12 protein-coding genes and 3 pseudogenes are annotated in these 18,317 nt (G+C 40.4%); 8 read left to right on the top strand and 7 right to left on the bottom strand.

The window, feature by feature from the left end; translation table 11 throughout:
* Positions 1-3 precede the first annotated feature (3 nt).
* The 7 genes and pseudogenes from NVS78_RS09595 to NVS78_RS09565 all read right to left on the bottom strand — a co-directional run.
* On the bottom strand, positions 4-1,557 hold the full coding sequence (locus NVS78_RS09595) for a type I restriction-modification system subunit M (protein WP_286359014.1): 1,554 nt from the start codon (positions 1,555-1,557) through the stop codon (positions 4-6).
* Between the two features lie 7 nt (positions 1,558-1,564).
* A complete protein-coding gene (locus NVS78_RS09590) occupies positions 1,565-2,266 on the bottom strand; it encodes a GIY-YIG nuclease family protein (RefSeq protein WP_286359013.1) in 702 nt (233 codons plus the stop codon).
* Positions 2,267-2,279: 13 nt separating this feature from the next.
* Positions 2,280-5,108 (bottom strand): type I restriction endonuclease subunit R, EcoR124 family, encoded by a 2,829-nt coding sequence (locus NVS78_RS09585; RefSeq protein WP_286359012.1) that lies wholly within the window; start codon positions 5,106-5,108, stop codon positions 2,280-2,282.
* 25 nt (positions 5,109-5,133) lie between these two features.
* Positions 5,134-5,415 (bottom strand): helix-turn-helix domain-containing protein, encoded by a 282-nt coding sequence (locus NVS78_RS09580; protein WP_286359011.1) that lies wholly within the window; start codon positions 5,413-5,415, stop codon positions 5,134-5,136.
* A gap of 112 nt (positions 5,416-5,527) precedes the next feature.
* Positions 5,528-6,424: a DUF2971 domain-containing protein gene (locus NVS78_RS09575; protein WP_286359010.1), complete on the bottom strand. Its 897-nt coding sequence runs from the start codon at positions 6,422-6,424 to the stop codon at positions 5,528-5,530.
* 186 nt (positions 6,425-6,610) lie between these two features.
* On the bottom strand, positions 6,611-7,984 hold the full coding sequence (locus NVS78_RS09570) for an ATP-binding protein (protein WP_286359009.1): 1,374 nt from the start codon (positions 7,982-7,984) through the stop codon (positions 6,611-6,613).
* Between the two features lie 117 nt (positions 7,985-8,101).
* A pseudogene (locus NVS78_RS09565) lies at positions 8,102-8,227 on the bottom strand (transcriptional regulator); the annotation flags it as partial.
* On the opposite strand from NVS78_RS09565, the pseudogene NVS78_RS09560 reads away from it, so the two are divergent.
* From NVS78_RS09560 to NVS78_RS09525, 8 genes and pseudogenes are all read left to right on the top strand, one after another.
* A pseudogene (locus NVS78_RS09560) lies at positions 8,217-8,384 on the top strand (response regulator); the annotation flags it as partial. The pseudogenes NVS78_RS09565 and NVS78_RS09560 sit on opposite strands and share 11 nt — an antisense overlap.
* A 277-nt stretch (positions 8,385-8,661) precedes the next feature.
* The gene (locus NVS78_RS09555; protein ID WP_286359008.1) at positions 8,662-9,261 is read left to right on the top strand and encodes an RNA polymerase sigma-70 factor; all 600 of its coding nucleotides are present in this window, start codon (positions 8,662-8,664) and stop codon (positions 9,259-9,261) included.
* Positions 9,262-9,286: 25 nt separating this feature from the next.
* Complete coding sequence (locus tag NVS78_RS09550; protein ID WP_286359007.1) at positions 9,287-10,468, top strand: FecR family protein; 1,182 nt, start codon at positions 9,287-9,289, stop codon at positions 10,466-10,468.
* A gap of 86 nt (positions 10,469-10,554) precedes the next feature.
* On the top strand, positions 10,555-14,001 hold the full coding sequence (locus NVS78_RS09545; protein WP_286359006.1) for a SusC/RagA family TonB-linked outer membrane protein: 3,447 nt from the start codon (positions 10,555-10,557) through the stop codon (positions 13,999-14,001).
* Between the two features lie 18 nt (positions 14,002-14,019).
* Positions 14,020-15,507, top strand: a complete 1,488-nt coding sequence (locus tag NVS78_RS09540; RefSeq protein ID WP_286359005.1) for a RagB/SusD family nutrient uptake outer membrane protein — start codon at positions 14,020-14,022, stop codon at positions 15,505-15,507.
* A 10-nt stretch (positions 15,508-15,517) separates the two neighbouring features.
* Positions 15,518-16,219 carry a DUF4843 domain-containing protein gene (locus NVS78_RS09535; protein WP_286359004.1) on the top strand — a complete coding sequence of 234 codons (702 nt, stop codon included), beginning with the start codon at positions 15,518-15,520 and terminating at the stop codon, positions 16,217-16,219.
* A gap of 17 nt (positions 16,220-16,236) precedes the next feature.
* Entirely contained in the window at positions 16,237-17,808 is a 1,572-nt protein-coding gene (locus NVS78_RS09530) for a PKD-like family lipoprotein (RefSeq protein WP_286359003.1), read from the top strand.
* A gap of 391 nt (positions 17,809-18,199) precedes the next feature.
* Positions 18,200-18,317, top strand: a pseudogene (locus tag NVS78_RS09525) (ABC transporter ATP-binding protein); the annotation flags it as partial.

Below are 18,317 nucleotides of genomic sequence, written 5' to 3'. Positions count from 1 at the left end.
CTACTATTCAACCAGTCCCAATTCTTTCAGATATACTTCAATCTCCTTATCGAGTTTGGTACGTTTGGCTTCCAGCTCTTTGATTTCTGCCATTACAGCTTTAATATCAATAGGTTCTTCCTCTTCAAAGGTATCTACATAACGAGGGATATTCAGATTATAGTCGTTATCAGCAACTTCCTGTAAAGTGGCAAGATGGCTGTACTTTTCTATTTCTTTTCGCTCGCGATATGTGTCAACAATCTTGTCGATATGTTCTTTACGTAGTTTGTTTTGTGTCTTGACTTTCTCAAACTCTTTGCTCGCATCGATGAACAGGATGTTATCATCTTCCTTACGGCATTTCTTCATCACAAGGATACAAGTAGGAATACTTGTGCCATAGAAAATATTAGCCGGCAAACCGATAATAGCATCGATATAGTTTTTCTTTTCTATCAGGAAGCGGCGTATTACACCCTCAGCATTACCACGGAACAAAACACCATGCGGAGCGACACAAGCCATCGTACCACCTTCGTTCAAGTGATAGATCATATGTAGAATAAAAGCATAATCTGCTGTCTTCTTTGGCGCAAGTCGCCCTGCTTTGCTGAAACGGTCATCGGTATTGAATTTGTCGGCAGCACTCCATTCGGCAGAGAAAGGAGGATTTGCGACCACTGCATCAAACTGAATGTCTCCAAAGGCATCCCATTCAAGCGTATCGCCGTTTTCAATCTTGAAGTTACTGAATCTGATACCGTGAAGCAACATATTCATTCGAGCAAGGTTGTAGGTCGTCGGATTCTTTTCCTGTCCGTAAATATCAACAGCATTTCCAATACTTGCAGCACGAAGAAGCAACGAGCCACTGCCGCAAGTCGGATCATATACATTGCGCAAACGCTTGTGTCCGATGGAAACAATCTCAGCCAAGATACGGCTGACTTCCTGCGGAGTATAGAACTCTCCGGCTTTCTTTCCGGCTCCTGCCGCAAACTGCGAAATCATATATTCGTAAGCATCACCCAAGATGTCAATTTCCTGTGATGCCTCTACACCAAAGTCTATATCGTCCAATGCGAGAAGCACATTGCTGACGAGTGTATTTTTATCATCGGAAGTTTTACCCAATTTAGGTGAAGCCAAGTCAATATCTGAAAACAATCCGCCAAAATCTTCTTCGCTGTCCTGTCCAAGAGTGCTGTCTTCGATACGCTTCAATGAACGTTCAAGCATTGGTAAAATGTTTTCTTTCCGCTTAATGGCCTCTATTACGGACGAAAACAAAAATTTCGGTTCTATGAAGTAGCCTATATTTTCTAAGCATTGGTTCTTTACTTCCTCTTGTAACTCGACCGCATCGGTATCATCCATTTCCCACAATTCCTTAAAGGTTATTTCATCATCCACTAAGGCATTGTTAGCATACTTCTCTATTTTCTCCGATAAGTATTTATAGAAAATGAAACCTAATGTAAAATACATAAAGTCGCTTGCCGACATATTGCCTCGCAAACGGTTTGCGACCTCCCAAAGCTGGTCACGGAGTTTTTGTTGCAGTTCTTCGCTCATATCTTTATTACTCAATATTATTCTGTATTACATCACTTTCCGGCAATGGTATATTGCTCTCTATTATGCTTCTAAGGTCATCTAACACATTCCCTTTATATGAGAAATATTTTGCCCCTTGATATGCACCTGACATATTTCGTTTTTCTTCTGGCATAAATGTACCGACAAAAGGGGACAATTTATAAATACGACCTTCGTATTCAACGGAATCATCGCTTGCCACTTTAACTTCCGTATTCGTAGGAATAAAGGTAACGCATTCCCCTATTTTAATACCTACCATACTGAATTTGAAACGTCCTCGCTTTACAGTTCGTTTATGTGCGACAGGCAATGATTCTTTTTCATTATGACAAATAGGTTTATTATCAACATAGACCGTAACAACTGCATCATCAATCATCTTGGCTATGTCATTGAATATATCTAAAGCTACTTGCGGCGGTACATTGAAAAACTCTCGGTTCTGACGAATACGCAAATCCGTCAATCGATCAATAGTTTTATGTACATGCTTTTCAACATCGTTATATTTGACCGTATGAATGGTCGCATAAATCTCAAAAGGTAATGGAACCGCCGTATTGTCAAGTTCCTTAGAACGTATGTCAACAGGTCGTGCACTTTTACCAATTTTGACCCAATCCTCACGAAAACTTGGATTAGTCAAGATATACACATATCCCGGTTCGTTTGTCTTTACCATATCTCTATTCCTTTTAATCCCAACTGAAAGTATGTATAATATTACGCAATCTGTCTAAAATCCTCGTCAATGCTTTTCTCGTCTTAATCAATCCGAGATGCTTTTCTTTCAATGCCTTTTGTATGATTTCCGGCTGCTCTTTTTGCAGGTAATCATATTCTTTTAGGAAGTGATTCAATACCGATGATGATATTTCCTCTTCCTCAGCCAATGACTTAACAGCATTTTCTCTCTCAACAGCAATATAGCGGTTCAACCGTTCTTCCAAATCGCTTGTTCCGTCAACCTTGCCTCGCTGCATCATGAAGTTCTCCTTATCATCATCCACATTCTTTTGAATGAAACCATCAATAAGTTTGGCTTTGCTACGCATTTCAGCATCTTTAATCATCGTGTCAATGATATTCTGACGGCGCTGCGCATAATCAGCACGATATGGATCAAGTTCCGCAATGAGTTCAAGAATATATGCCACATTGATAATGTCGCTATGCAAAAGCTCAAGGCAGAAATCTATATCTTCCAATCCTTGATTGTTCCCATATGGGACAGGATCTTCCGCAATGACTGATGGGGTCACAGGCGGTTCAATAAACCCGACCGTAATGTCAAGATACTTACTCTTATAGTCGTTGAATTGCTGTTCAGTCATACCGAGGTCTTCCGCCTCCTCGCTATAATCTTCGTATATCTGGATTTCCGCATGTTTACGGATAATATCACGAAATGCAAGCACAAAATGTTTCTTGTCATTTTCGCTTTGAAGAAGATCTATACTTCCGGGAGTAGGATATTTTTTCAGGAACTCTGTTGCCAAGTATTTATATTCCTTTTTTACATCCTCAAACGGTGGGCGTACTATATCTTCGGGATTATCTGAGTTGCTGAACAATTTGATCGCTGTATCAACGTTGTTTTTCAAATCACGGAAACAAACGATTTTACCAAAACGCTTCTTCTCGTTCAATACTCGGTTGGTACGACTGAACGCTTGCAGCAAACCGTGATATTCCATATTCTTATCCACGTAAAGCGTATTCAGTTTTTTACTGTCGAAACCTGTAAGGAACATACCTACAACAAGACAAAGGTCAAGCGGTTTCATATCCGCTTTCTTCTTTTTCATGCGCAGATTGATGTCATCATAGTAGGCACGGAAATTTTCTGTAGTAAAGGATGTGCCGAAGTTTTCATTATAATCGTCCATGATGGCTTGCAGTTCATCTGCATCACCCACACCCTCTTTTACATACTGCCCTGTACCCATACCTGTCTGTTCATCGTCCTGACTGTTATTGGCAGCGTAGGTAAACACAGCACCAATACGAATTTTGGGATTCAACGATTTGAAAATCTTGTAATAGCGCATAAGCATCGGCACGGATTGCACAGCAAACAAGGCATCAAATTCTCCGTCGAATGTAGACTTGTTGAAATTGTTAAGGATGAATTTTGCAATTTCCTCCATACGAGTTTGGTTGTCATTGTCAACAACTTCGTTGCCATGATAATACTCTACGAGGAAACCAAGCACGTTTTCATCCGCTATTGCATCTTTAATAAGATATTTATGCAGACAATTTCCGAATATCTCTTTAGTAGTATGTCCATCCACCGCATTTTCGGTAAAGATAGGCGTTCCCGTAAAACCGAATATTTGAGCATTGTCAAAGAACTTCATAATCTTCTTGTGACTATTCCCAAAATGACTGCGGTGGCACTCATCAAATATCATCACGATACGTGAATGACGAATGGTTTCAATCTTGTTGCTGTACCACGTCTTGCTGACTGCGGCATTGAGTTTCTGAATGGTAGTGATGATAACCTTGGAATTGCTTTGAAGCCGCTTCACAAGCTCGTCTGTATTGTCAGTACTATCCACTGCACCCGGCTCAAATGCCTCATATTCCGATTGTGTCTGAGTATCGAGGTCGTGTCGGTCAACAACAAACATAACCTTATCCACATCGTCCAATTCCGATACAAGTTGTGCAGCCTTAAAAGAAGTCAATGTCTTTCCGGCTCCTGTTGTATGCCAGATATAGCCGTTATCGTTAGAGTTCTGCACACGATCCAGAATCTTCTCTACGGCATAGAACTGATAAGGACGAAGCACCATCAAGCACTTGTCGCCCTCGTGTAGCACGATATATTTTCCTATGATTTTGCCAAGCGTACATTTTTCCAAGAAAAAGACAGCAAACTTATCCAATTCATTAAATGGATGATTGGCTGCATCCGTCCAGTTAAATGTGAACTTATATCCGCCATTGGGATTATTGGCGAAATAACGAGTGTTTACACCATTGGAAATGACAAACAGCTGAATATAGTCAAACAACCCATGAAAGGATGTCTTGTGATAGCGTTGTATCTGATTGTATGCCTGTTTGAGCTCTACACCTCGACGTTTCAATTCAATCTGAACCAAAGGGAGACCATTGATAAGAATCGTCACATCATAGCGACATTTCTTTCTCCCTTCCACCGTGATTTGGTTCGACACCTGGAACTCATTTTGACACCATTGGGTACGATTAAGGAATTCCACCCAAATGCGCAGTCCATTCGCCGTATCAAGCGGATATAGGTCTCGAAGTTTCTTAGTCTTTTCAAAGCGAGTGCCACCTTCCAGATATATCAATATCTTCTCAAACTCTTCATCCGTAAATGAGTTACGACCAACTTCCGCCAGTTGTTTTTTGTTGTGAATCTCCAACTGCCGTTTGAAATTGGCATAAAGATTATCTTCTTCGGTAATTTGGACATACTCGTAGTCCATTTGCCGAAGTGTGGCTATCAGTCCGGCTTCCAATGCCGCTTCGCTCTGTATTGACATATTCCCGTGCCCTGTTATGGTATTATTACTTATTTATTCCGGCTTGCAGTATCTTGATGTCTAATGCACTTTCTATTTTGCACAAAGTTTCCAATGACAAATTCTCTCGACCTTTCAACACTTTAGAGACATATTGCTGAGTACAATTCATTTTCTCAGCCAGCACTCGCTGTGTCATGCCAAGCTCTCCCATTCGGTTCGACATGATTGCTGCTATAGCCTGCGAATGACAAATCCAATCTTCGCTTTTGCTTTCCACTGTTTCCTCTTTTACTTCCAATGCGTTGTATATCTTTTCTTCAGCCATTGTATAAATCAAAAATACCTTTGCCTGCAAAATAAAACAAAGGTACTATAAATAATTGAGATGGCACAACTTTCAGGTTGTTGATCAGTTCTTTTTTGCGCAAAGAATATTCCTATTTAATTGCTGTTACTCTTAAATCATATCTACGGCTACCTGCGTCAAGATCAACATCATACTCTTTTAGTCCTTTTTTAACTGCAATCTGATTCAATTCTTGCTTATCCTTTTGTGATATATCTGGACCATAATAGATTGCTTTCAAGCATCCAACATCCGGAATTGCAACATAATCATTCTCATCTTCTAAATTATAGTAAATCATTCTCCATTCATGTTCGTGCTCGTATTCTTTTCTGTCCTTATAAAGATAAACTCGATACCAATATAATTGATTAACAGATATTATAGACGACAAAAAGTTTAACCAATTTTTATCTCCAATTTGCTTGAAATATTCGTAAGTATGAATATTTCCCTCATCTAATGTAACGTCCGGCCTTAAATCTGTATAAATCACAGGAAAGAGATTAACATTCATTCCTAAGGAATTATATTTAAAAATGCACTGTCTGAGATCATATTCTAATGCAAACCCCTTATATCCATCTGCATATCTATCCCACATATACTTAGACTGTACACTTTCTGTAAAACAGGCAATTTTTGCACTATTTCTTGGATATCTAAAATGCGATTCTTGTTTTTTTATCGCAGCCCCAATATTATTGCAAAAATCAACATAATCATCTGTCAATATTTTATCTATAATTTGTTCATCCGTATATCCGCATTCTCTATAATAACATATTTTCGTCGCTTTTTCCGCCCTTATATCAGGGGATTTCTGTGTTATATGCGACAATGTTATACGTAATGCATCTTTCAATGCAACTTTTAGAGCTTTGTGAATCTTATCTTGATCTATATATAAATATATACTTATCCGGAAACATTCCTGCATGGCATAATGAAATAGTTTCAAATTTAAATGATTCAATAGTATAGCCATTATCGTCTATTCTATGATATCTAAAAAGTTTTTTCGGTATATTAGGAAGTACTAACTTATAAATATTACTCCATACGTCAGAAGTCGCAGTTTTATCTATATTGAAAGGAATATAGGATTGTTCTATAATCTCTTGAAATTGTTTTCTAAAATCCAACATCTGCAAATCACGAATTTGTTATTTCTTTATCTCATTAACTCAACAACATTTTCCGGCAACATGGCATTTCCTACATCATCTTTCGGAGCATTCTTAAGGAACAGCATCGGAACGATGGTATAGTTCTTGGCAAATAGCAACAGATTAGCTTTGCGGAGAAGTTCGGCTGTTAGCTGTTTGCCATTCTCTTGAGTTGTCCATTTACATTTGCCAACTAACAAATATTTTTTATCAAGCGATTCTGCCATTACATCAAATTCGACTTGTTCAGGCTTCTTGTCTTCATTGAGAACAGAACCCCACCAGCGTTTTGCCTTACCATAAACCACTCCACCCACAAGATTACCTGTTACAGCATCTCGGCATAGTTTTTCCCATTGCATACTCACATACTCAGAGAAATGAGCGTTCAAAGCCTGTTCAATGGGCAAGCGACGACCAAGTTCAATGAACGAGCGATTCGGAACAACAAACTGATAGTAGAATGCCATAAACGGATCGGCTATCTTATAGAGACTCTTTTTCGCATTTTTTTCATCAATCCCGAATGGAACATCTTTTTCCAAGAATCCGAGATCTACAAGCTTCTTCAATGGTCGCGACAAATTAGTTGCCGGTTCATTGCATCGTCCAGCAATCTCAGAAAGACGATTTGCACCAGTCCCAATATAAGACATTATTGTCGAAGTCTTGACAATATCCTTCACATCATCCTGAAAGAGTTTGACTGGTTCCTCGTAAAGTGTTCCATTTACAGAAAGGATATTGTGCCACAATGCATCATCAAGCGAACTTCTGTTTTCCCTTAATTCCCAGTAACGCGGTACACCTCCCCATACGGAATACTCTTCAATGGCATCCATCGCATCAAGACTCAAAGCGTCCTGAATATACGGCAAACGTATCGGCGCAAGCCTCATTATCTCATCAGCACGACCATATAGAGGCGCAGTAGAATCAAGGAATAACCCATACATCATATTTTGTGACGAGCCACAAAGCACAAGGTCATACTTCAACAGCTTCTCATCAACAAATTTCTGCAACACAGACGGCAGTTCAGGAGATTGTTCCACAAGATACGGAAATTCATCCAAGCATAGAGTAAAACGTTTGTCTGTTCGATAATTGACCGCACGAAACATAGATTCCCAGTCCGGATATGTTAACTTATCGAAATCCGGAAACACTTGTGCTATTACTTTAGCAAGTAACGCTCTCTGATGTTGGCCTTCAGAACGGTCGGCGAGGAAATAAACATCCGTATTCGACAACATCCTTTTGATAAGTGTCGATTTTCCCAATCGTCTGCGACCGTACATTACGACTAACGAGGACTTCTCTCTCGCAAGAGCATCCTTCAGACGTGCTGCTTCATCTATTCTATCAACGAATTTCATATGTCTCATTTATTATGCAATGCGAACATAATGATTTTACAGCATAATACAAAATTTCAAGTCTTGTTTTTATCCTAATAGAACCATTTTCGATTTATGTGTAGGAAAACATGAGTTTTATCCCTTTTTCGAGGCTCGTTTCCTTGTCTTCAAACTCAAATCCTGTAACGCTTTTCCCAATTTATCTTCTTTGGCCAGCCATAGAAGATCATCATCAAGCTGTAAGGCATACAGCACACGCAAAATCCGTGAATTCAATACCTAAATTCCGATTGTGGCTCTTACGGCTAATGCTTTTGATTCCGATCGAGTTAGTGCTATTGAGGCGGGATGTAATGCCTTCTTTGCAAAACCCGTGAAAATGAATCGGTTGCTCGAACTATTTTCTAAAAAATGGTAACTGGTGATATACAAGTTAAGGCGGACGAATTATACCCTCATGGAAAAAAAGCTGAAAATAGTTAACAGTTGGTAATTGTTTTTCTGAGCTTATTCATTTATTGCAAGTAGGGTTATTCATGACCTTACTTTTTTATATTGCATTCTTTGGATATTTATAATATATATTTATTTTTGAATTCTCAATCCGGAATAAATTTTTAGGAAAAGAAAAACAAAAGGGTCAGCTCAAAGGTTATTTGTGTGTCAAATGTGAATTCACGTTTATAGATAGTTGGATGATTAACAGTTATTCAGATGATAAGGAACTGCAATGTTCTTTGAGAAAGGGTACGATTTCAGCTTTCGTGTATATCTACACCACGTATTACGATGCGTTATTAAATTATGCTGATCGTTTGTTAAATGATGTGGAAACAGCCCGGGATGTGGTTCAACAGGTATACTATAAGATCTGGGAAGGCCGGGCCGTGTTGGTAATTACTCTTTCCGTTAAGGCCTATCTTTTTAAATCGGTTTATTACGGTAGCTTGAATACGTTGGCTCATAAGAAAAATATAAAGAAATACGAACGGGAACAATTGTCGGATTTCTATTTTTCTACTATCATACAGTCGCCGGAGGTTGAGATGGAATTATGGTCGTCCGATATCGGCCGGGCATTGCAGGAGGCTATAGACTCTTTACCGGAGAGATGCCGGGAAGTATTTTTATTGAGTAAGGTAGAAGGATTGAAAAACAGGGAAATTGCCGAGCGGTTAAATATTTCTGAAAAGACCGTGGAACGTCATATGTCTATAGCCTTGAGTAAGTTAAGAAATGATTTGGATTGGTTGCTGCAGTTGATTTGTTTTTTTTCTTTTTTTCATTGGGGGTAAAATCATTTTTAACTGTCTTTGGGGTATGAAGACAGAAAAGATGGAGTTCAAAAATTTGAATATAGATCGGTTGTTGGTTCGTATTTTGTCGAATCGAGCGGATCGGAAGGAGATTATTTCCTTTTTCCAGTGGATAAGCGAGGAAGAAAACCGGAAGTATTTCGAAAAATTCAAAAAAATATGGCATTTGACTTCGGGGATACATGCCAATGGGAGATTATTAGAGATCGGATTAGAAGATTATCGTCTTTTTATGGAAAAATCTTTGCGGCGGAAGCGACAACTGAGACGGGTGTTGTGGCAGGTGGCAGCGGTGATCGTGATTGGATTGATAGGTGTCGTTTCGGTCATTTGGTTGCATAGAGATACGATGCCCGAGAAGATGGTGAAGGTAGGACGGGATAAAGCGGTTGTCCTGACCTTATCTGACGGAAGGGAGATCGACGTGATGCAGGATTCTTTGTTGGCGATAAAAGAAATAGGGACATCAGCCCAGCTACATACAATAAATCAACGAAGAATCGTGTACGAGAGGCAAGATACTTCGGGGTTTATCGATTCTGCCGAATTAATCTATCATGAGATTAGCGTGCGTGCGGGAGAGCGTTTTTTCGTACAGTTGTCGGACGGGACGAAAGTATGGCTCAATTCGGAGAGTTCATTGCGTTATCCGGTTTGTTTCAGTAACGTGAACCGGGAGGTTGAGGTTCAGGGAAATCTCTACTTTGAGGTGGTAAAAGACTCGACTCGTCCTTTTATTGTCGTTGCTCAAGAGATAAAAACCGAAGTGTTGGGGACCTCTTTCGAAGTCAATACATACGGGGATAAGGACGAAGTGAGTACAACTCTCATGGAGGGGTGTGTGAGGGTATATGCGGGTAATTGTATCGAAACGATTTATCCCGACCAGAAATTCCTTTTTCATACGAATAGCGGCAAATTCGAGATTCTGAAGGTGGATGCTGCTAATAAGGTACGATGGAAGGATGGTGTTTTAGTGATCGATAACGAATCGTTTGACAATCTTGTCCGGAAATTGGAGCGTTGGTATGGTATAGATATTCAAAATAATACCGGAGTGGTCTTTACTCAGTCGTTTAGCGGAGAATTTGACAGGGAGAATGTCCAGCATGCTATTGAGACTATTTGTGAAAATCTGAATATTTCTTATTCTATGGAAAAAGGTAGAATTTTTTTGAGCAGATAACAAAAGGAGTATCCGTCGTGCGCCAACACATTTAGATACTCCTGATGTTAAGCGTGTATTTAATATAAACTTAACTTTACAAAATTATGAAAAAAAAGCGGTATTCTCTGTCCGCGTCGGTAAAAAATGTCTGTTGGATATTTTTATTGGCTTTCTTATGGACAAATTTATTGTGCTTTTCGGCAAAAGGTAATCCGATCGAACCCCAGCGGGTGACCTTGGATTTGAAAGATGTTTCTCTTTCCATGTTGTTTCAGGAAATAAAGAAACAGACCTCGTACAAATTTTTTTATAACGACGAGCAGGAAAAAGCATTGGGAAAAATTTCGGTCTCCGTAACGAATGAAACCTTAGACAAGGTATTGGATAAGGTATTTGAGGGGACGAAATATACCTATAAAATTTCGGGTGAACAGGTGGTTGTTGTCTCTCGAGTGAGTGTACAAGCGACTACAGAGAAGCAAATTAGAATTCAGGGAAAAGTAACGGATGAAAAGAAAAATCCTGTTCCCGGTGTAACGGTTGTGGTAAAAGGGACAACTTTGGGAGTATCTACGACTGCCGATGGAAATTACGTGTTGACCTTGCCTGAGATGAAGGATTTTTCATTGGTTTTTTCTTTTATCGGAATGGAAACTCAGGAGATTAAGTACGCGGGGAAAGATACGGTCAATGTCGTGATGAAGGAGGAGGATGTGAAGTTGGAGGATGTTATTGTAACGGGTTACGCGAACGTGAAGAAATCCAGTTTTACCGGTTCGGTTACTCAGGTAAAGAGAGAGGAGTTGATGAAGGTGGGAACCAGCAACGTGATGGATTTGCTTCAGGTGTTTGATCCCTCTTTGAGAATCGTGAAAAACAACGAGATGGGATCCGATCCGAATACGTTGCCGGAATTTTACGTGCGCGGTCGGTCCGGAATTTCGCAAGTGAAAGAGCTGGATAAATTGCAAGCCGGGGATGTTTCCGAATTTGCGTTGTCTACGAACCCGAACTTGCCTATCTTTATTTTGGACGGATTTGAGGTAAGCGTGGAAAAAGTGTATGACCTCGATTTAAATAGAATAAAGGATATCAATATTTTGAAGGATGCGGCTGCTACTGCTATTTACGGTTCTCGTGCGGCTAACGGTGTAATTGTGATCGAAACGGTTCCTCCCGCTCCGGGGGAAATGCGTATCTCTTATAACGGAAATTTGGATATCACGGCTCCGGATTTGAGTAGTTACGATTTGATGAATGCGGAGGAGAAACTGGCTGCAGAGTGGGCTGCCGGATTATTTCAACCGAGGTTACAAAACTTGGGTTCCGTAAGTGAAGAGTCCGAGTTAAACTCTTTGATGGGATATTATATAGAGAAAAGAAATCGGATTTTACGGGGTATCGATAATTATTGGTTATCTCAACCGTTGACCACGGAGGTGAATCATAAACACAGCGTGTATGTAGAGGGCGGTACCGAAAGTATCCGTTTCGGTGTCGAATTGCGTTACGACAAACAAAACGGGGTTATGAAGGAATCCTATCGTAATCGTGTCGGAGCCGGATTGACGTTGGATTATCGTTACAAAGGGTTGCAAATAAAGAATCAGATCAATTACGACGTGGTGAAGGCGAAAGATTCTCCTTACGGTAACTTCAGGGATTACACCAGTAAACAGCCCTATGACTTATGGGCAGATGAAGAGACCGGAGAGATGCTTCAGAATACGACTCAGTGGGGGAACTATGGCGGTAGCTCCAAAAATCCTTTGTACGAGGCCGTACTCGGTAATTTTAGCAAGAACGGCTATAAAGAGTGGACCAATAATCTCTCTTTAAATTGGTATATCAACGATTATTTGTTAATTAAAGGACAGTTGGCGCTGACACTTAAGGAAGCTAATACCTCTTCTTTCACGGATCCTCTTTCCGGAACTTACGGTAGGGAAGATCTTTTCAAAAAAGGAGATTTATATTTGTCGGAGACCAGTACCAATACGTTAAACCTTAACTTGTTCGGTGCTTACAACAGGTCTATCGGGAAGCACAATATAAATTTCAGTATGGGTATTAACCTCCGTACGACTAAGGATGAGTATTCGAATTCTCATTACAGAGGTTTTCCGGATGCTGACCGACATGAGCCTGCTTACGCTTATGAAGTCGTGACGAAGCCTTCTTTTTCGGATAACGAGACGCGGTTGTTAGGTGGTTTCGCCACGTTCAACTACAGTTACAATAACATTTACCTTTTGGATGGATCCTATCGTTTCGACGGGTCTTCCGAATTCGGAGCGGATCGTAAATGGGCTCCTTTCTGGTCGGCCGGTGCCGGAATAAACATGCACAATTACGATTTTATGAAACAGCTTAACTTTGTCTCCTTATTGAAATTGAAAGGAAACGTGGGAGAGACCGGTAAGGCTAATTTCCAACCCTATATGGCGAAAAATGTTTGGGATGTGATGTTGGACGACTGGTATCCGACTGGAATCGGTGCGGCTCCGATGGCAATGGGTAATAAAGATTTGACTTGGGAAAGAACGCTTTCGTGGAGTATCGGTGCAGAAGTAGGCTTGTGGAATGACCGGATTCAATTCGATATCGATTATTACAACAAAACAACCAAAGACGGTATTACCGAGGTTTCTCTTCCTTCTTCTTCCGGGTTTAAGACTTACATGGATAACATGGGAGAGATTCAAAACAAGGGAGTGGATGTTGTGTTGAATGTACGCGCTTATACTTCGAAAAATTTGGATGTGAATCTTTTCGCGAACTTATCTCATAACAAGAATAGGATTACCAAAATTTCGGATTATCTGAAACAGTATAACGAGCGGGTGAATGATTATTACGAGGAGTATAATCATGAAAATTATACGGGTTCTTGGGTATTACAGATGAGCAATAGCAATAAAGAGTATGCCAAACCTCTTTTGAAATACGAAGAAGGAGCTTCATTGACAGCTATTTACGGAATGAAATCTTTGGGTATTAATCCGGCAAACGGTAAAGAAATATATCAAAAACGAGACGGTACCATTACTTACGACTGGAGTCCTCAAGAGCAACAGGTAATCGGAGACGAAGAGCCCACCGCTCAAGGTGCGTTCGGAGTGAATGTCCGTTATCAACGATTCACGTTGTATACTACGTTCTTGTATGAATGGGGAGGGGATAAATACAACCAAACCTTAGTCGATAATGTTGAAAACGTGAATTTGAATGATTATAATGCGGATCGGCGCGTATGGACCGATAGATGGCAGCAGGTGGGAGACGTGACCCCGTTGAAAGCTATTCAGGATCGGTATTACGTGACGCGTGCCACTTCTCGGTTCGTTCAAAAAAATAATTATCTGACTTTCAACTCTTTATCTTTAGCTTATGACTTTAATCCGACTTTGATCAACAGGATTGGTTTCAGTATGTTAAGATTACAATTTAACATGAAAGATATAAAGACGTTCTCTACGATAAAGCAGGAGATGGGATTATCCTATCCTTTTGCCCGCACCTTTACGTTCACGTTAAATGCCAGTTTTTAATGCTAACAAAGAGAGATTATGAAAAGAATATGGATTTTTATACTATTACTCGGGTTTTTGACCTCTTGTAATGATTTCTTGGATGTAACGTCCGACACGGAACTTGTCGAAGAGGATTTGTACTCGGATATTACGGGAGTAAGAATGGCGGTAAACGGTGTTTACAAGTCATTGTCTTCTACCGATTTGTACGGTAAGAATTTGACATGGGGGTTTGCCAGTGCTATCGGACATAATTATGAGACCAGCAGTACGACTTATCTGCCGACCTCTTTATATTACGCGGCTCAATTCGATTGGGAGAACGCCGAAGACGTTACGGAACAGATCTGGAGTAAAGCCTATAATACTATTGCGGCTTGTAACGATATCATTCAGCACGTGGAAGGGAAAGATACGACTTTCTTCGAACTCGGAAGTATCGAGAGAGACATGATATTGGGAGAAATGTACGGTGTTCGCGCCATGTTGCACTTCGATATCTATCGTCTTTTTGCACCGGCACCTGTTACGAATTATAGCGGAACAACGATTCCTTACGTGACCACCTATCCTGATCATCAACCGGTGCACAAAAATGCCGAAGAGGTAAAGGCTTTGATCATCGAGGATATGGAACGTGCCAAGGCTCTTTTGACTAAAGTGGATACCGTTTTTTGCGCATCCTGGTGTAAATCGACTTCCGCTCGCTTACGTCAAACGGGTTCCTGGACGACTGCTCCGCCAAACGACTTTTTCAGCTATCGCGGCCATCGGATGAATTACTGGGGTGCTACGGCTTTGTTGGCACGTATATACCTGTACATGGGAGATGAGGATAATGCTTACAAGAATGCATCGATCTGTTATAGTTTTCATAAACGGAACTGGTTTCAATGGACCTCTGCTTCTTATTTGGGTTTGATAACGGACAAAGATTATATTTATCCGAAAAAACCGGACGAGATCTTTATGGCTTTCTCCAATAATAATAATTATGAGAATTGGGAGAGTACGATCGGAACGAGTAACTATGCTTTTCGTATGAAAAATATGTCAGATCTATTCAAGGGGGATGAAGATGATTATCGATTGGTCGGATATTACAATCGGTATGGTTACCAGAGGTATCTGACCTGGATCAGACCTGCCGGAACTTCTTATACGGCTACTTCTACAGCAGAGAATCAAGGTCCTTACCTTCCGATTATCAGTTTCCCGGAGATGTACCATATCTTGATCGAGTGTATGATCAATAAAAATCAGATTGCTGATGCTGTCGGGTTGTTGAATACGATCAGACAAAAAAGAGGAGCTAAAACGACTATTCCGGAAACGATAGCTGCAGACCAACTGAAAGAGAGGTTAGTGACGGATATTATCCGGGAGACCTTGACCATGGGACAGACCTTCTATATGTTTAAACGGTTGAACCGGGATATTTTTAACGGAGAGGAAAATATAAAGATGAGTTCGGAAAAATGGACTGTCCCATTACCGCAAAGCGAAACAGATTATCAATTCTAATGCAGAAACTATGAAAAAAATATACACGTTATTACTTGTAGTCGTTTGTTTTGGGATGACTCTCTCTTGTAACAGGGATGACATCATGCTATACGACTCCAGCGATTATATTCAGTTCGTCAAACGTCTTACTGATTCTTCGACATGCTCTTTTTTAGCTTACCCGAACGATAATCAATTGCGTTTTCCTGTGGTTGTCGAGGTTATAGGCAAGCCCTCCACACGGGACCGGAGTTATAAGGTTACAGTGGCCGACGAATACACGAACGCTACGACTGCTAATTATGATTTGCCTGCCAGTTTTGTAATGAAGGCCGGAAAGGTAATCGATACCTGTTGGGTTACGTTTAAGAAAACGGACGAACTTAAAACCGAGGCTTTGAGATTGGCTTTAAAATTGGAAGCGACGCCTGATTTCATGTTGGGGCAAACGGATTGCTTGGGAAACATCCTTTATGTCACCAATAGGGTATCCAAACCGGATTGGTGGAATTCGACCGTGACTGGTAGTTACCTTGGAGATTATTCGGATAAAAAGTACACCTTGTTTATTCAGGAGACCGGTGTTGCGGATTTGGACCCAAATAATGCGGATGAATTGCGTTATTACACGATTATATTTAAAAACTATCTGTTGAGGGAGAAAGATAACAATCGTACGGTAAGGGAAGAGGACGGAACAGAAATGACGGTTAATCTGATAGGTGGATGATTTTAAAGATTTGAATTATGAAAATAAGAATAGTAATTATAGCATTGTGGGCGTCTTTATTGGCCGCTTGTTATGAAGATAAGGGAAATTATGATCTCGTGGATTACAACAAGATTACAATTGCCACGGTTGCTGCAGAAACGAAAACAACCGTTGTTTTAGGCGAGTCCGTGAAGATAACTCCTAAAATAACCTGGAAATACCCGGAACGGGATACGACCGAGAATGCGTTCGATTTTGTTTGGGTGCATACCTGGGGTGGCGATACCATAGCTAAGACCCGGGTGTTGGAATACACCCCGGATGAGTGCGGTAATTTTCCTTGTTATTTGTATGTTACGGAAAAAGCGACCGGAGTGGTCACCCGCTATCAAACTTCGGTAACGGTACAATCTCCTTATTTGAAGGGTTGGTTTATTTTAAGTGAGAATGGCGGTAAAACCAATTTGAATTTTGTTCGTCGCGATTCCTGGAAAGACGACGATAATAAAACTCATTATTATTGGACCGATTTTATCGATTTGTACTCACAGTTGCATCCGAATGATCCTTTGGCTTCCGAAGTTCCTGTGAGATCTGATGTATATGTAGTTGGCAACGAGGAAGATGAGGTCGTTGTGATTTATGAAGGAGGAAGGGCCAGCGTGTTGAACGGTTTGGATTTCTCGAAAGTATTGGAAATTAAGGATGAATTCCCCGGAGGGGCTTATCCTGTCGGGTTCGAAGCCAAACAGTTTATCCGGGGCGGGTATTGTGATTTCGTGTTAGGAACCGACGGAAAACTTTATTGGAGGAAAAATGCAAACTCTACAGAAATGAAACATGAACAGATGTTTATGGACGTGGCTGTTTATTTCCCCGGTGGAGGAGCGGATATTTCCGAATTTTTCAATATTAACGTATACGCGGCTAACTTTATTTTGGGATACGACCAGCTTCATAAGAGGTTTGTAGCTTGCTACACGAGTTTCAACTCCGGAAACTCCTATTTGGGAGGAAAAATGGATATTATTAATCCGATTGATCCGACCACGTTTGTCGATATTTTGAATCTGGAGGGGTATAAATTACTCTATTGCGGAGATTTCACGGACGGGACGAATTACGTGAATATTTTGAAACAGGAAAGTACGGGTAAGTATTTGATGCAAACGTATAAGTTATCCGGAGGGATGAATAGCCTGAGTGTAACGAATGCTTCTCAGGAAGAATTTGCCGGTAGCGATAAAATTTCCGATAATACCGTATTTTGGAAATTGCGTAAAGCTTCTTACCTCTATTTCGGAGAGGGCAACCGGTTGTATTTCTACGACATGAGCACGAAAGCGGTGAAGTTATATGCTTCTCTTCCGGACGGCGGTAATATAACCCATTTGATGGAGAGTCCGTCATCCGGTGGCGACTATCTGTTGGGAGTTGCCACGGATAAGGGTTATTTCTACCTGATCAATGCTACCGATGCCGAAATCTTGGGTTCTCCGGATCCCGGTGCCGTCGGTATTCAACACGAGGTATCAGGATTGGGGAATATTAAAAGTGTCTCCTGGAAGTGGGGTGGTTACTTTAACTTAGTATTTGATCGTTATTAATGAGTATTTGTTTTGGATGTGGATTTAAAATCTACATCCAAAATTTTAAAATGCGGGACGTTTTTATGCGTCGTGTGTGTGTATTGTGTAAAATCAATAATTATGAGGATGATCGATAAGTATTCTCTCCTGTTTATAGCATTATTGCTGATCTTCGGAGAGAACGGCAGATCGGTTAATGGACGAGTAGCGTTATCGAGCGCATGGTAATGAAAAGGCGGTAGACGAACAAGTACCGATGCTACCAAGTCGCCTTACGAGTATATGTTGTATAAGATGCATAAGTTGTTGAATAATAAATAATTGATTTTGTGTTGATTTTTTGTGAAAAGTTTATCGTTTTTCTCGAAACGAATAACACGTGAGTTATATATTAAAGTAAATCTATTGTATGGAAGAATCGATTGTAAAAGTAGAAAATTTGTCTCATCGTTACACGATCCAGTGGGCGATCCGGGATATCAATTTCGAGATCACCAAGAACGGTATTTACGGTTTGCTCGGCTCCA

The organism is Gabonibacter chumensis, from assembly GCF_024741215.1.
Lineage (GTDB): Bacteria > Bacteroidota > Bacteroidia > Bacteroidales > Marinifilaceae > Gabonibacter > Gabonibacter massiliensis.
This window is presented reverse-complemented; position numbering and strand designations above follow the sequence as displayed.

Coding starts and splice junctions, on each gene's coding strand:
- NVS78_RS09595 (WP_286359014.1), bottom strand. CDS start 1,557: ATGAGCGAAGAACTGCAACAAAAACTCCGTGACCAGCTTTGGGAGGTC.
- NVS78_RS09570 (WP_286359009.1), bottom strand. CDS start 7,984: ATGAAATTCGTTGATAGAATAGATGAAGCAGCACGTCTGAAGGATGCT.
- NVS78_RS09555 (WP_286359008.1), top strand. CDS start 8,662: ATGATTAACAGTTATTCAGATGATAAGGAACTGCAATGTTCTTTGAGA.
- NVS78_RS09585 (WP_286359012.1), bottom strand. CDS start 5,108: ATGTCAATACAGAGCGAAGCGGCATTGGAAGCCGGACTGATAGCCACA.
- NVS78_RS09535 (WP_286359004.1), top strand. CDS start 15,518: ATGAAAAAAATATACACGTTATTACTTGTAGTCGTTTGTTTTGGGATG.
- NVS78_RS09545 (WP_286359006.1), top strand. CDS start 10,555: ATGAAAAAAAAGCGGTATTCTCTGTCCGCGTCGGTAAAAAATGTCTGT.
- NVS78_RS09540 (WP_286359005.1), top strand. CDS start 14,020: ATGAAAAGAATATGGATTTTTATACTATTACTCGGGTTTTTGACCTCT.
- NVS78_RS09580 (WP_286359011.1), bottom strand. CDS start 5,415: ATGGCTGAAGAAAAGATATACAACGCATTGGAAGTAAAAGAGGAAACA.
- NVS78_RS09530 (WP_286359003.1), top strand. CDS start 16,237: ATGAAAATAAGAATAGTAATTATAGCATTGTGGGCGTCTTTATTGGCC.
- NVS78_RS09575 (WP_286359010.1), bottom strand. CDS start 6,424: ATGGCTATACTATTGAATCATTTAAATTTGAAACTATTTCATTATGCC.
- NVS78_RS09550 (WP_286359007.1), top strand. CDS start 9,287: ATGAAGACAGAAAAGATGGAGTTCAAAAATTTGAATATAGATCGGTTG.
- NVS78_RS09590 (WP_286359013.1), bottom strand. CDS start 2,266: ATGGTAAAGACAAACGAACCGGGATATGTGTATATCTTGACTAATCCA.